The 15,233-nt window shown below is 49.6% G+C and carries 9 protein-coding genes; 5 read left to right on the forward strand and 4 right to left on the reverse strand.

The window, feature by feature from the left end; translation table 11 throughout:
- Positions 1-251: 251 nt before the first annotated feature.
- Positions 252-1,724 carry a pyridoxal phosphate-dependent aminotransferase gene (locus tag KTH_RS22790; RefSeq protein ID WP_111325526.1) on the reverse strand — a complete coding sequence of 491 codons (1,473 nt, stop codon included), beginning with the start codon at positions 1,722-1,724 and terminating at the stop codon, positions 252-254.
- Between the two features lie 429 nt (positions 1,725-2,153).
- Between KTH_RS22790 and KTH_RS22795 the strand changes: the two genes are divergently transcribed.
- The gene (locus KTH_RS22795; RefSeq protein ID WP_111325525.1) at positions 2,154-2,912 is read left to right on the forward strand and encodes an SDR family NAD(P)-dependent oxidoreductase; all 759 of its coding nucleotides are present in this window, start codon (positions 2,154-2,156) and stop codon (positions 2,910-2,912) included.
- 1,767 nt (positions 2,913-4,679) lie between these two features.
- Here the strand turns inward: KTH_RS22795 and hutH are convergent.
- Together hutH and hutI are read right to left on the reverse strand one after the other, a co-directional pair.
- On the reverse strand, positions 4,680-6,197 hold the full coding sequence (gene hutH, locus KTH_RS22800) for a histidine ammonia-lyase (RefSeq protein WP_371860001.1): 1,518 nt from the start codon (positions 6,195-6,197) through the stop codon (positions 4,680-4,682).
- Between the two features lie 905 nt (positions 6,198-7,102).
- On the reverse strand, positions 7,103-8,416 hold the full coding sequence (hutI, locus tag KTH_RS22805) for an imidazolonepropionase (protein ID WP_497621205.1): 1,314 nt from the start codon (positions 8,414-8,416) through the stop codon (positions 7,103-7,105).
- Positions 8,417-8,769: 353 nt separating this feature from the next.
- On the opposite strand from hutI, the gene KTH_RS22810 reads away from it, so the two are divergent.
- The 3 genes from KTH_RS22810 to KTH_RS22820 all read left to right on the forward strand — a co-directional run bounded on the left by KTH_RS22810 (position 8,770) and on the right by KTH_RS22820 (position 10,244).
- Entirely contained in the window at positions 8,770-9,033 is a 264-nt protein-coding gene (locus KTH_RS22810) for a hypothetical protein (protein ID WP_111325521.1), read from the forward strand.
- 3 nt (positions 9,034-9,036) lie between these two features.
- On the forward strand, positions 9,037-9,396 hold the full coding sequence (locus KTH_RS22815) for a rhodanese-like domain-containing protein (protein WP_111325520.1): 360 nt from the start codon (positions 9,037-9,039) through the stop codon (positions 9,394-9,396).
- A 74-nt stretch (positions 9,397-9,470) separates the two neighbouring features.
- A complete protein-coding gene (locus KTH_RS22820; RefSeq protein WP_497621207.1) occupies positions 9,471-10,244 on the forward strand; it encodes an enoyl-ACP reductase FabI in 774 nt (257 codons plus the stop codon).
- 1,117 nt (positions 10,245-11,361) lie between these two features.
- Here the strand turns inward: KTH_RS22820 and KTH_RS22825 are convergent.
- Positions 11,362-13,164 carry a trypsin-like peptidase domain-containing protein gene (locus tag KTH_RS22825; protein ID WP_497621209.1) on the reverse strand — a complete coding sequence of 601 codons (1,803 nt, stop codon included), beginning with the start codon at positions 13,162-13,164 and terminating at the stop codon, positions 11,362-11,364.
- A gap of 946 nt (positions 13,165-14,110) precedes the next feature.
- Between KTH_RS22825 and KTH_RS22830 the strand changes: the two genes are divergently transcribed.
- Positions 14,111-15,043 carry a DUF6612 family protein gene (locus KTH_RS22830; protein WP_497621211.1) on the forward strand — a complete coding sequence of 311 codons (933 nt, stop codon included), beginning with the start codon at positions 14,111-14,113 and terminating at the stop codon, positions 15,041-15,043.
- Positions 15,044-15,233: the final 190 nt, after the last annotated feature.

Raw genomic sequence — 15,233 nt, forward strand, 5'->3', positions numbered from 1 at the left:
TTGAACAGGAACAGCAGGTCTTTCACAGGTAGAAGTATGCCTTTTTATCAGGAAGGACCGCAATGCACACACAGAATACGCGGCAGCCTGATAGATATGCAGAGATGACCTTGATTACAGTCCTGCTGTGCAGTATCTGAAAAAGCCTGATACCTACGAGCATATGGCATAGCATATCACCCGTAACAGCGTATCATCTAATCCATGATGAATCAAGATGTAGACGACGTAAGCTGTAGGCCCGCTTCAGACTATGATCTACCTGTGACAGGCATCGTGGACTGTTCAACCGGGAGGAAGCCTATTGAAAAGCGCACATATTGATCGGTATATCCGAAACCAGATCCCGGTACGCCTGCTATGCCCGTCTTTTCAAAGAACGAAAATGCATCTTCACCCGGAGCAAATTTACTCCAGTTGTAAACGGTTGCATCATCATCGAGATAGATTGCTTCAAAGAGCCGCTGCTGCTGATTGATTGTCTCTAATTGCTCGATGAAGCGACGGCGGCGTAGCCGATAGAATCTGCGCAGTTTCTCGTTAAGCCAGGGGCGTTCCTGGATTAACCTGTAATAGGCCATATAACGGAGCTGCCATTCACCGGGAAGGGATGCCGTGCTGTTCGTCCAACAAGCCGCGATAGCATTCGCAAGCTGTTTACTTCCAGCCGTGACCCAGCCAAAACGCTCCCCGGTTAACGTGTTTGTCTTGGAGAGGCTGCTGACAAAGATCGTATGTTGCAGGATATCCTCTGGAATAAAGGTTGCCATACGCGCCTGATCTTCCTGCGGGGGCGCGGTCCCAATATACGCCAGATCAGCCAATATTAATATATCTCTTCCTTGAGACCGGTAACGGCGCAGTACAGCATGCAATGCATTAAGTTCGTCTGCGTTAAACGCAAAAGCTGTCGGGTTATTTGAGATGGTCAGATAGACAAGCTTGATATCAGGATGAGCCTGAAGAGCCTGGTCCAGCTCAGCAGCAGACAACTTAAAGCGATTTTCCTCACGCGTCTGAATCCGATAGAGCTCATAACCATACGAGCGGGCCTGCCATTCTGGGACACCAAAGCCCGGCTCAGGGAAAAGGATACCATATCCAGATGAGTCTTGAGAACGATATGTCAGGGCCAGACCGCGCAGGACTTTATCAATCCCATCCATAGCGCCAAGACTGAGGTAAAGCTGTTCATAAGAGACAGGCAATCCCCACAGGGTTTGCATATCCCGGGCAAGCCAGGAACGCAAGAGAGGATTTCCAGTTCCATAAATATCGTAAATGCGGGGGTCAAAGTTGTGCTCTAACAAGAGCCGCTCGCACTCCATCATCTGGTTGCGCAGCCAGAGATAGGTTTCGCCAGTTGCAGTATAGCCACAAGGGAGCGTTTCACCCGGGAGTGCAACCCCCAGTTCATCCGCAAGCAAACGGTAATCGCCAGAACCGCCAGGTTCACCCTCACACTCAGTAACCAGCCGTAAATTGATATCTCCGATTGTACGGTTGACTATTTCTGCCTGGATCACTTCTTCGGAAATATGCTGTTTTCGGCATGCCTGTTCCAGTTCCGTCACAATACGCGCCATAATGCGAATAGGCCCGGGGCCGTCTTGCAAAAGTGGTCGATAATGAGCAATAAGCTGGCTGCGTAGCTGACGTAGAATCGCGTACTGGTCGCCTGAGGCTGAAGCGGCGGGCGAGTCTACATGAGTATTGCGGGTCATCACCTAGTAACTCCCTTCCAAGTGCGTGCGCTTACAGGGCGCATCTCGTATATAAGCCCTTGTCTCCGTTGACAATGCTACCGTTACAAGTGTAACACATGCTATCACTGAACAGCAAGAAGCCAGAGAGGCATAGAGAACAGATACAGTACCTGTATGCCTTGTGTTTCCCCTTCGATATGTTTCCTTACACCGATAACCCCTGCCGCTGTTTTCTCTTCTATAAGACTATACATCTACAGGTTCTCTCTCCATGCTCGGATGCTCAGCAACCGTATCCCTTCAGAAGCAAACTCCGGTAAGCGCTCTGACTGGCTTTTCGCCTGGATACCACTATAATAAAAGATAGATATTTTTTCACGCTTTCGCAGATCCTGCTCGCACTATCTGCCAGGATCAGACTTGTTTCGCGTGAAACGAAAGAGAGAGATGATGCTAGAAGGAAAACGCGTCGTTATTACCGGTGCCGGTCGCGGTATAGGGAAAACGCTGGCTCTGCGCTTTGCTGAACAGGGAGCCCATGTCGTGGTACACTACGCGCATTCTGAGCAGCATGCCCGGGACGTTGTTGAGGCAATTCAGCACATCGGTGGACAAGCAACCATGCTATACGCTGATCTCAGCAACCCGGAGCACATTCGTCAACTGGTGCTTCAGGCTCAACATGCGTTCGGCCCTATAGATGTCTGGGTCAATAACGCTGGCGTCAGCGTCAATTCCGCAGAGGTTCGAGGACTGAGCGAGCTCGACCTTTTTCAGCGGATTATGGATGTCGATGTCCGCGGAACCTGGCTCTGTTGCCGCGAACTACAACAGAGACATACGCTGACCGAGCAAGGCTGCATCATTAATATCGGCTATGATGGCGCATTGAAAGGCGACCCCGGCTTGCCTAACCAGTTCTACGCTATGAGCAAGGGCGCGATTATTGCTCTGACGCGCTGTCTGGCCGTTGAGTTCGCTCCCCATATACGCGTCAATTGTATCGCTCCTGGCTTCATTGAAAACGAATGGGCACAACAGAAAGCCGGTCAATCGTTTCGGAAAAAAATCACCGAACAAATTCCTCTTCAACGGTGGGGGACAGCCGATGATATCGCAGGAGCGGCCTTATTCCTTGCCTCTTCAGCCGCCGCCTATATTACTGGACAGATCATCGTCGTCAATGGAGGCCGAGTGATGTATTGAATGTTTCACGTGAAACATTGCCGAGGGCTTTTCGCTCTCTCTTTCATGTACGGCGATCCAGATGTTGCAACCCTCATCACGCCGGGTGAAACTCTTCAATGTCTGATCAGATGAAAGGAAGAGAGAATGTTTCACGTGAAACACTGTCAGCTCCGTAAAAGAGATTCTGGACATCGTGAATTGGCAGAAATGTTTCACGTGAAACAGGCATATAGTAGCCAGGCGAGAGGAGATCAAAACAACAGGGTTCATATGAGATTGATGTGGATCCGCTCTGTTTTTTCGCGCTTCGCTTGCATACCTGGCCTGCCCTTGCCACATGCTCCTCAGTGTTTCACGTGAAACATTCCTGCCCTGACAACAGTTCCAGGGAAAAACCTGGATTCTCAAAACGTTTTATGGGAAACTCTATCAGCTCACCACCAGGAGCCTGGACATAGAACAGGGAATGCGTCGCAGTGTTTCACGTGAAACATTCCCTCACTATTGGAGGCAGGCACATCAAGCTATGCTCGAATATTTTATCGGGCAACTCTGCTTTAACAGAGCACGAGTTCACCTCTCTGTGAAATAGTGTTTCACGTGAAACACTTCAAAAGTAAAGAAGGACGTAAAGAGATAGTAATAGGAGAATAGCATGAGCGTTTTACACGGAACATCAGACAACCATAATCATGAATAAGATGGTGGTCATCGAGATTATGCGTTTCACGTGAAACACTCCCTTACCTTTATCCCCAACCAGACGGTAGCAGCGATTGAGGGCTATTTCATGTAAAGCCTGTCCCGATTACACATCTGAGAGACGGTGCTACTGTTTCACGTGAAACACTGCGCCATAATCATAGCTTTCAGGATATAGAACGATCAGAATACTAAACCGCTGTTTATAAAGCAGAGCCAATATCCGAGAGAAAGTCCAGCCGTTTCACGTGAAACACTCTCTTCCATATTCGCTCAGTGGAGCATAATCCAGAGATACCGGAGGTTTTCTGTGGGATACTCTACTGCTCCACTTCTATTAAACCCGATTGCACACATCCATCCACAGAGATTGTTTCACGTGAAACGTTTCTTGATCCTTTGGAGAACAAGACAGGGAAAGTCAGCCAGTCGTTTCGCGTGAAAGGACTTCTCTATCGAACGGAGGATCGCATTATTTTCAGAACACCCTTCACAGAAGCAGCGAGCGAAAACAGGAAGATACGAGGGAAGGTGTTTCACAGAAGCGGGCCAGGGTGCTCTGTCTTCAGACGAGAGAGGAATAGCCTGCTGCAACGGCCTCAGAAGCATCTCAAAGAGAGAACAGTAGATGATCCTCTCAAACCATGATAATTGCTTCAAAATAATTGACACGCTCTTCCTCGAATGGTACCGTGCAACAGCATGTAGCAAGAGCCATTTGCGCATTAAACTGACACACGCTTCAAACGGAGAACGAGGCACGAGTCACTTATCCCTGATGTCTCGGACAAGGAAGCCAAAGTAGCCCCCTGTAAAGAGAGGCTAAGGTGCGGTGGAGTCCAGACACAAGCTTCCGCCTTCAGAAGGAGGTGATTAACGTGAAACAATGGGGGAGGCACGAGACACAAGGTCCCGATGGGCCAAAGCTTCATGTTTCACGTGAAACATCTCCATCCAGAAGCATAGTCACAGGAGCAAGCAGTGATCGTACTCCCATACTGTTTCACGTGAAACACTACCCGCTTCAGCAAGTCGCTTATCGAAGAAAAATGTTTCACGTGAAACAGACTTTGTATTTCTTTCCTAAATATCGGCAAAGGCGCCTTCTCGAACAGCGTCTGCAAGCTTTGCGATATCTGGGGCCAGAACGCGATCATGTTCAAGCATCGACACACGCTCACGCACTCGGGCATACGCGATTTGCACCCCGGCCCCGGGTTTTAACGGCTTACGGAAATCCAGCATTTGAGCGGAACACATTAACTCAATGGCAACAACCTGCTGTGTAAGCTCAATTAAGCGCAACAACTTATGGGCGCTGGTCACCCCCATACTGACAAAATCCTCCATCCCGGCAGAGGTAGGAATGGAATCAATGCTCGCAGGATGAGCCAGGATCTTGATCTCGTTGACGAGAGCTGCCGCAGCATATTGAGCAATCATAAATCCTGAGTTTAGCCCCGGGTCCGGTGCCAGGAACAGAGGAGCGCCGTCTTTATCCCAGTCATGCGGCCCCATCAGATTATAGATTCGGCGCTCAGAGAAACTTGCCAGTTGAGCAAGCGCGATAGCCAGCGTGTCCAGAGCGAGCGCAAGAGGCTGACCGTGGAAATTCCCGCCACTTAAGACATCTCCCTCCTCTGGGAAGACAAGCGGATTATCCGTCACCGAGGACAGTTCCCGTTCAAAGATGGTACGACAATAGGTTAGTGCGTCGCGAACTGCACCCAGCACCTGAGGTGAACAGCGAAGGGTATAGGGGTCCTGAACCCGTGAGCAGTTAGCATGGCTTAACACAATCTCGCTATCGCGCAGAAGATGCCGAAGATGAGCCGCTGTTTCCTGCTGTCCTACCTGTCCACGGCGTCGATGAATCCGCTCGTCAAAAGGAATATGACTTCCCATCAACCCCTCGATGCTCATCGCACAGGCAACTTCAGCAGTACGTAAAAGGGCCTCAGCATCGACTATAGTCAATACAGCAATTGCCTCCATCAAATGGGTACCATTAATTAAGGCCAGTCCCTCCTTCGCCTGCAAATGAAGTGGCGAAAGTTGCGCCTGCTGCAAAGCCTCTGCTCCACTCATCTGCTGTCCGTTATACCAGGCCTCTCCTTCCCCGATAAGAACCAGTGCTAAATGGGCAAGCGGAGCCAGATCGCCACTTGCTCCCACAGAACCACGAGAGGGAATCACAGGAACAATATCTGCATTGAGCAGAGAGACAAGCTGCTGTACCACAGCAACGCGCACACCCGAATTGCCGCGCGCCAGACTTGCCGCAAGCAGGAACATCATTGCGCGCACAACTTCCTTACTGAGTGGCTCACCCACACCAGCAGCATGACTTCGTAACAGATTATGTTGAAGATCAACCAGTTGATCTTGTGGAATGCGTACACTGCTGAGATGTCCAAAACCGGTTGTGATGCCATAGATCTTCCGTCCCTCAGCAGCCACCTGATCGATTACAGCACGAGCCGCCTGGATTCGTTGAATCGCTTGCTCGCTGAGCGACACCGGAGCAAAATAGCGCGCAACCGCATGCACATCCTCTATTTTTAGCGCCTCCCCATCAATCACACGCATAGTCTGATCAATATGCTTCTCATGATGGAAGTCTGCGTCATGATAAACAGTTGATGCTGTACGCTTCGTCATAGAAGAAATTTCCTTTCTGGCATCATTGCCAATAGAGTAGAATGACGATGGCCAGAAGCAAATCAGAGTCACTTCCAGCAAACACTATTACAATAGCACGTTTCGGCCTCTTTGTGTGCGCTTCTAAGCAACCATCGAGAAACCAGCTCCCCTATTCACTTCCAGCATAGGCCAGTTCGTCAAAAAGAGGGGAAACATAGTCGGTGCGGAGAGAGAGTGTTTCACGTGAAACACTCTCTCTCCGGGGAACTATTTTATCGGGGAGCAACGTCCGAACGTTTCACGCGCAACAGTCCCGGATCAGAATTGATGCTACGCCCTTCCTTCATGCATGGAATTTGACCGTTTCACGTGAAACAGTCCCTCCTCTGTGGGAAGTTGTTTACCAGAATACAAAGGGCGAATGGTTCACACGAAAGATCCGCAGTCTGAAAGGGCTACTTCTTCCTTTAGGGGAAAGAGGGTTTTGTTTCACGTGAAACACTTTTCTTCATGAAGAGATTTGCCAGGGATTTCTGGTTTCCTTGATGTTTCACGTGGAACATTCCCCTTAATAAGGAAAACCGCTTTCCGGAGCGCAAGGTCCGAATGTTTCACGTGAAACACAGAGACCTGCATTCTGGCAACCTCTTTTCCCTGATAGAGGAGTGTTTCACGTGAAACACTCTCCGCTTTAAGGCCTTTCTTCAAAAGCACGGATCAGTTCTCCCGTTTCACGTGAAACACTCTTTCGAAGGAGGAGCTATTCACAAGGGCAAAAGGTGTAGCGTTCCACGTGAAACAAATTACACTTCTGCACTAACCGCTTCAAAGGGCAGCCTCGGGATGTTTCACGTGAAACGGAGCTACTTTGGCATCAGCACCGAGTGTATCAGATTCACTCCGAAGTGGTACCCAATCTCATGATAATCCTGAATGGACCACAGAGCTAGCTCGCAGCGTTTCCCGACCTCGATACTGCCAATCTGATCGTGTAAGGCCAGGGCGCGCGCTCCATTAATCGTTGTGGCGGTCAGTGCCTCTTCCAGAGACATACCCATAGCCGACATTGCCAGACCAAGCATCATCTGCATATTCTCGCAATAGGAGGTGCCGGGATTGAAGTCCGTAGCCAGCGCCACATGTAAGCCTCGATCCAGAAAACGGCGCGCGGACGGATACGGAGTGCGCAGTGTATAAGAACAGCCCGGCAGCAATGTCGCGACGACTCCGGCTTCGCGCATCGCATCCAGATCCTCATCAGTAGCAAAGTCCAGATGATCGGCAGAAGTAGCACCGAGTTCTGCCGCAAGACGAGCGCCGCCGCCGGGTGTCAGTTGATCGGCATGCACTTTTAATTGATAGCCCAATTCTTTTGCACGCGTCAGAATACGACGGCATTCTTCGACAGTAAAAGCCTCGCGTTCACAGAACACGTCGCAAAAACGAGATAGATGAACAAAGGCAGGTAGCATTTCCTCAACAATCAGATCGACATAGCGTTGTCGTTGTCCGCGATATTCAGGAGGAACGCTATGAGCTCCCAGAAAAGTAGGAACCACGCGAATACTGTCCAGAGAAGACAAGCTCTCCTGCCAGGTGGCGTTCAGGCTATTGATGACGCGTAAACAGGTTTCCTCAGTCTCCTTACTCAAGCCATAGCCAGTTTTTACCTCTACCGTCGTTGTACCGTGCTGACGCACAGAAGCCAGACGTGCCAGAGCGGACTGCTGTAGTTCCTCCTCACTAGCCTCTCGGGTCGCCTGCATTGTTGTTAAAATACCGCGTCCCTGAGCCAGCAACTCCCCATAGCTGACCCCGGCACGGCGCAGATGGAATTCCTCAGAGCGATCTCCAGCAAAAACCAGATGAGTATGGGAATCCACAAAACCCGGTGTAATCACGGCTCCCCGGGCATCAATCAAGGTAATACCGTTGCTATCCTCGGGATTATCCGCAACAAAGTGCGGCTCATTCACTCCTTCCTGCCCTATCCAGACAATTGATCCTTTATGGACAGCGATAACCGCTTGCTCAAGGACCTGTAGAGGGCCACTCGCTCCTTCTATAGGAGCTTGCGCCACCGTGACCAATTGCTTGATATTGCGAATAACAGTGCTGGCAAGAATAGTTGTAGGCGGTTTCTGATATGGATCGACCGGTTGAACTTCGTCCATCATTCTCCCTGATTCCTCCTGCTTCTCTCTTTATATCTAACGCCATTTCCCCACGGAGAGCCCGAAACAGGCATTCTCCAGGAGTAACAAGGGTAAACGCGCGCGGAACATGTGTATGTATACCTTGCCTGCGCCTGATAAAACCTATCAGACGCTATAGTATACCATGCTACTCCGCTCCCCTTGCTCTCAGCAAACGGATTTGTTACACTGTGAAGGAACATATTCTTTTCCAGGGATTCCAACACCATAAACAGTCTTCAGCTCAATGAGAGCCATGAGACCTCTCCCTCTTGCTCAAAGGGAAGGGGAAAGAAAACGTGTGGTGCCGGGATACCTTACCAGGAGTGCTCACTATGCGAGCGATTGATGACAGTAGTCCCAAGTATGCGGCGGTGCTACGCATCTTACAGATCTATAAACAATTGCCGGAAAGCGATGTAGCCCGCATGCTGCATGACTTCTATCTCATCACTGATGATTTTCGTGAAATGGAAGACCAGGGCCTACTGACCCTCTCGTTTATAGGTGACGAATATATACTCGCGCCGACTCTCCTGGGAAAGCTCTGGCTAGAGCAGTATCAAAGCGAGTCGAGCGAGACTACCGGGGAGAAATAATATATGGCATACGAAGAACAGGAAGCGGCTTTGCCCTATACAACAATTTCAACAGAACAGGCAAAGCAGATGATTGAAACCGGCGCTCACGTTGTGGATGTACGCGAACCGGAAGAATGGCAGAGCGGCCATATTGCACAGGCTCAACTTGTACCTATCAATAGCAAGGGGATCTATCTGTTCGGGAAAGCCCTGGAGGAACTTCATTTACCGACAGACAAAGAGGTGATTTTTGTGTGTCGGTCAGGCCATCGCAGCTCGATCGCCTCAGAAATTGCGTCGTTGCTTGGTTTCCAGAAAGTCTACAATCTGGCAAATGGCATGATTGGCTGGCTCGATCACCGCTACCCGGTTGAGCGCTAAAAACAAACAAATCGAGATACCCTTGTTCAAAGCTAGCATAGGCTAGCTTATTTCTTGAGAGGAGATGGTTACTTATGTCTCTACTGGAAGGCAAAAAAGCCCTTATTTTTGGCATCGCGAATCATCGCTCTATTGGATGGGCAATCGCACAGTCTCTCGCGTCTCAAGGTGCCCAGCTTGCTTTCACCTATCAGGATCGCATGGAAAAGTATGTCAAAGAGCTCGCAGCAAAGATTCCCGGCACCGTTACTTTTCCCTGTGATGTCCAATATGATGATCAGATCGATGAGGCATTCGCAAAGACAGCCGAAGCCTTTAATGGCGAACTGGATATTCTGGTTCACTCGGTTGCCTTCGCTCCCGCCTCCGAACTCGAAAATCCATTTGTGCAGACAACCCGCGCAGGCTTCCACACCGCTCTGGATATCAGCGCTTACTCTCTGATCGCTTTAGCACGTCGTGCCGCCCCCATGATGCAGGCTCGCGGTGGCGGCAGCATCGTTTCACTCACCTATCTGGCAAGTGAACGCGTGATGCCGAAATATAATGTGATGGCTGTCGCGAAAGCCGCTCTTGAGTGCAGCACTCGCTATCTGGCTTACGAGTTGGGCGAACACAATATTCGCGTCAATGCCATTTCTGCAGGCCCTCTCAATACGCTGGCAGCTCGCGGTATCTCCGGTTTCACTGGCTTCCGCAATCAGGCCGCGCAGGTCGCACCACTTCGCCGCAATATCGAGCAAAGCGAAGTTGGTGATACGGCGCTCTTCCTGTGCAGTGATTTGGCTCGTGGCATCACTGGCGAGGTTCTCTTCGTTGATGCAGGCTACAATATTATGGGCGCTTAAAATCGATATACCATTTCTGCCGGGCCTTCTCTACAAGGACCCGGCCTTTTCTTATCCAGTTCCATAAAACAACTCTCCGTTTCACGTGAAACAATGCAGGAATTTGAGGGCAGCATGTTTCACGTGAAACACACCCTTTACAAATGCTTCTCTCGATCTCCGACTGCAAAACGGTCTCCTCTGCGTTGCACGTGAAACAGTCCTGTAGGATAAAGCACAAACCAACTCCACCCATCTGGCAGCACCCGCCTTTGCAGTATCAATCTCAGTTCTCTGTTTCATGTGAAACAATAGATTGCTGAAAAAAAGCATTGCCCTGGACGCGTTTCACGTGAAACACTGTATGCCTATGGAAGCAGTGCCGATGGATTGAGCTTTCAGTCCGTGTGCTTCTAGAAGAGGAACCAGCAGGCAAGCTCTGCTTTCGATGCAGAGGTACTGTTCCATGTGAAACAATATATGCCCCCCTTATGGCAAGAGCAAAGGAAATGTTTCACGTGAAACGCTTCCTCAATCTCGCCAGGTGAAAGCTAACCTCGCTGTTTCACGTGAAACAGTCTGATAGGCCGGAAAGCAGCAACGTTCCCTTTTATCCGGGGCCTGAAAGCGTTCAGGATCGCGCGCCCTTTTGGAGGCAAGCACTGATCAGCAGTAATCAGCGGCATTTTTCAGAGGTGAATGTTTCACGTGAAACAGAGAGAGAGTGGCCTGATATGGATAGAGGCCCGGTTCCACCCGGGATTGTTTCACGTGAAACACTGAATTCTACATCTCACCCGAAGCCCCCGGAGTCCCATCGATGCATATGTTCTGCTCCCAAAAGAGCGAGCGCGCAAACCCTCGATGAGGATGTTTCACGTGAAACAGTGACACGATCTATTTCCTTGAGCAGAGAGCAATCGTTTCGCGTGAAACAGTTCGTCGTTATAAAGAGCCACAGCAACAGGAGGTATATCCAGCAACAATGTTTCACGTGAAACAGCAATGCGATTTCTTCCAGCCCTGGTGTTTCACGTGAAACGCTCCGCTCAGAAACCAGGTCACGCTGACGAGAACGCAACAAAAAAGAAGAGCCAACCTCTTTTCAAGAACAAGAGATTGGCTCTCAATACGTATTTTACTGCTCAACGTGATGTGGCGGAGGCGGAGTATGCGGAGCAGGTTCACCACAAACTCCACAGAAACGAGCCTCCGGCCGATTACTATGCCCACAGGGCCAGACACTCAACCCGGCACTCGAACTCGCTGGTTGCTGCTGTGGCACAGGCTGCGCCATTGGGCTATTTGGCTGCGACTGCTGAGGAACCGGAGCACGCCGCACAGTAACCTCATCAGCGATCGAAGATGGAGCCGGGGACGGAGGAGCTCCAAACGCATACATACTATTATCAAACTGAGATGGCGCTTGCTGCTGGCCAGGTTGCGGCACCGGAGCATAGCCCTGGAACTGATTATACTGGCCCTGAGGGGGCGCGTTCACAAAACCAGTTGAATAGGGTGCTCCACCAGCGAAAGGAGCAGGCTGCACCTTTCGTCGGTTGCCACTTCGGATCACCAGGTATGCCAGAACGATACAGAGCAGCGCAACAAATGCGATGACAGCAATCGTGATAGCAAGCGTAATCGGTGAAGAGAAGAGTGCCGGCACAGGTTGATTCTGATTGGTCGTCGGCACCTTCTCAGTAGCAGCCTGCTTTTCTGTATAGTCCTGGTACGACTTGATTGCCTTAAAATCAGGATACTTCTTTTCAATCTGGTTGAACAGATCAAGCGCCTTATGCCAGTGTCCGGCCTCATTCGAGGCGTAGGCATTCATCGCATCATTCCACAGCTTTTGCAGTGGCCCCGGTTTAGTATCAAGACCAAGCTGTTCCACCCATTCGCGTGCATAGTTACTGGTTTGCAGGAAGCTTGTATTTCCGCGACCGCCGCTATCTAGCCCGAAGCTGACAATCCCGACAACGGTTCCTTTGCTATCCAGGGCAGGACCGCCACTATCTCCATGCTCAACATTGCCCCCGACCTGAATCAAGCGTGTGCCATTATTCGTTGTCTTGATCGAAGAGACAGTAATCTTATTGACTGAAGAAGTCAACATATTTGTTGGCGTATCGCTTACATCGCCATTGCCAGGAAAACCAATGATGGTGAGATTATCTTGCTGCTGTACCGATGAAGAATCACCGAGCTGTATATGAGGAGTATCGGTAAACGCGGCGTGAATGATCGCCATGTCCTTGTCTTCAATCGAGCTCTCCTTATATACCTTATCAACAGGTTTCTGTACAAAATCGGGCAGTTCACGGAACGAAGATGCATCTAACGGACCGGTATAATCTGTGCTCAGGAAAACAACGCTCTCCGTCTTGGTGATATCGATTGCCCCTCTCAGTTGCCCACTCTTCAACTGGTTTTCAACATCTTCGGCGGTGGTTCCCTTTTCGCCATGTTCATTCAAGTAAAGCGCGATGTCAGGCGCGGCCACCTGATAAAAGTAGAGAGCGAGCGAATCATCTTTTGGAGGATTGATAACATGGTCCGCGGTAAGAATATCGCCTTGAGAGGAGATAAAGGTCCCACTCCCCAGAGCGCTTCCCGCATAATTCGAGCCAACAGCATTTTCGCTTGTGCTGCTTCCTTGAGGGAATTTCACCGTTTCGCCTGACTTCATTCGCACAGTAACGGTAGCAAAAATAGTGGTTGCAATACGCACTACTGCGGGTTTTGCGATTACAACCGCTCTGACCTCGGGATCTTCGACATTTCCTCCCGGTCTTCCTTCGGCTTTCGCGGTTGCCATGATGAATGTATTGCTCAAGAGCAGGGCCAGGAGAACAGTAAAGGTCATCCCTAGTACCACGATTCGATTCATCCTGTACAGGGAAGAAGAGGCATTTTGCGCAATTTTCTCTTGATTCATAACTGATAATTCCTATCCTAAGGCGTATTCATGGATAGAAAGGTGCCGCCAATTGTATTATAGCTTGTTACGAATAGAATACAGAAGAAATACGTTTCGTTCAAAGCCCTGGTTACAATAGACGCGAAAACAGGCCGTTCTCAAACAAGCCGTCCAGTTTGCACCTTCTTCGTACGAGGACTTACTGCTGTTTTTCTGTACAAGCACCAAATGACAAACAGCAAGAACCCGAAATTACTATAAACCAGTACCCTGGATACAACCCTCCATACCCTGAAAAAGACCCTGAGGACTATTCGCCTCGGCTCATATCCATCTTCAGCAAAGGGGGTTCAAGTAAACAGCATTCCGATGAGCACCCTCTTCCCTGCTTCCAGCTCTCACAACATCAATAACCGGCCTCGGCGCCGATTCAGCTCACCCATCGAAAAGGCCTGCCTCATCCACTCAGGAAGAGAAGATACAGAGAGACGGATACTGTTTCTCTATGTTCTACGATTCCAGCAGGATTTTATCGTCAGCAATGGCTTCTGCTATCAGCATACAGAACCTGGAATCCTCCTGCTGTAACTCCTACCCAGTATTTTCTTATTGTAGCCTCCCAAAAGAGACAAACCGCATTCCTTTCATATATTATGAGCCTGCTTGCGTGCCCGACGCTATGAGCTACGCCACAACCTGAAACAATACGCTCAACTTCCATACCTGTTGAATCTCTGCGCTTCTGTTCTCATGGACAGGTGTTATTATAGCATAATAGCGCATATTCATTCTCTATTCCGTTGGATCTCCAGATAGTATGCTGTACATCACTTTTTTGAACCTATGAAACCGTTTTACATGTCTCTTCCGTATTTACTACAGATCATAAAAAGCAGGATCATTTATCAAAGAGTCTTCATAAACAAACAATTCTCATATAGAACAGAGATGAGGAGCAGGGAATATGCAATTGTGGAAAAAAAGAAATGTTTCCTTTCTCTTGCTGGCACTTATGGTCTTCCTTCTAGCGGCCTGTGCCCCTCAAGAAGGCAATACCCAAACGACTCAAACAGCAAATGAAACTCCGCTGGAAGCGATCCAGAAAAGCGTTGAAGCAATGAAACAGCTCAAATCTGCTCATCTGGAGTTGCAGGCAAATAATCAGGTCAAGAACCCAATACAACAGACGCCGCAGAGCACGCCGACCACCACTCAGACACAGAATATCACAATTCAGATCAAAGGAAACGGTGACGTCAGCATGCCCGATCAGGCCAAAATCAACTATACGCTCTCAAGCGGAAAGCAGAATGCGCAGCTTGTCCAGATCATGAAAGGCAATAAGGTCTACATTCAGAACCAGCAGGGCAAATGGTATGTTCTGGATAAAGACGTCCTGATGCAGCAAGCAGGCATTCCTGGCGGCCCATACCAGCTTGATCAGCAAAGCATGCTCGGGCTTTTACAACACGCGAAAATCAAAGATCAGGGTATTCAGTCGCTTCGTGGCGAGAACATGCGTCATATCTCCGCTGATCTGGACAAAGAGGCCTTCAAAGAGTTACTGCGCAACAGCCCGCAACTGAAGGGCTACTTTGGTCAGCAGGATATTGAAACAGTGATCGATAAAACAAAATCCTTCAACTCAACAGTTGATGTCTGGATCGATCAGAACAAACATTATGTGCGTCGTACCGAAATGAAGGTCAATATGGCCCTTGATCCGTCTGCCATCTCCAACCAATCAACCCAGAAAGGTGATATTACATCGACCTCCGATCTGGTAATAGATCTCAGCAAGTTCGACGAACCAGTGACCATCACACCTCCTGAGCAAGCAACACCAACAAACAACCTTCAGGAGGTACTGGGAATTCCCCAGGAGCCACAACAGTAAAACCACTGGAGAGGCTGTTTTGATCAGCCTCTCCATTTCTTTGTATCCGCATCCCTCAATGCAGCTTCTCAAACCACTGTATTGCCCCCTTCATTGTCCAACATCCTCCCCCGGGTAAGACAAGATATCAGCCAAAGATCCTACTCCCAGACACGTGAAAAGACGCATGCACAATGAACAGTCCGGGAAA

This window comes from Thermosporothrix sp. COM3, assembly GCF_059696735.1.

What these genes read in the sequence shown, in the direction of transcription:
- KTH_RS22790 (WP_111325526.1), bottom strand. Translation starts at nt 1,724, where the DNA reads ATGACCCGCAATACTCATGTAGACTCGCCCGCCGCTTCAGCCTCAGGC.
- KTH_RS22795 (WP_111325525.1), top strand. Translation starts at nt 2,154, where the DNA reads ATGATGCTAGAAGGAAAACGCGTCGTTATTACCGGTGCCGGTCGCGGT.
- hutI (WP_497621205.1), bottom strand. Translation starts at nt 8,416, where the DNA reads ATGATGGACGAAGTTCAACCGGTCGATCCATATCAGAAACCGCCTACA.
- KTH_RS22810 (WP_111325521.1), top strand. Translation starts at nt 8,770, where the DNA reads ATGCGAGCGATTGATGACAGTAGTCCCAAGTATGCGGCGGTGCTACGC.
- KTH_RS22815 (WP_111325520.1), top strand. Translation starts at nt 9,037, where the DNA reads ATGGCATACGAAGAACAGGAAGCGGCTTTGCCCTATACAACAATTTCA.
- KTH_RS22820 (WP_497621207.1), top strand. Translation starts at nt 9,471, where the DNA reads ATGTCTCTACTGGAAGGCAAAAAAGCCCTTATTTTTGGCATCGCGAAT.
- KTH_RS22825 (WP_497621209.1), bottom strand. Translation starts at nt 13,164, where the DNA reads ATGAATCAAGAGAAAATTGCGCAAAATGCCTCTTCTTCCCTGTACAGG.
- KTH_RS22830 (WP_497621211.1), top strand. Translation starts at nt 14,111, where the DNA reads ATGCAATTGTGGAAAAAAAGAAATGTTTCCTTTCTCTTGCTGGCACTT.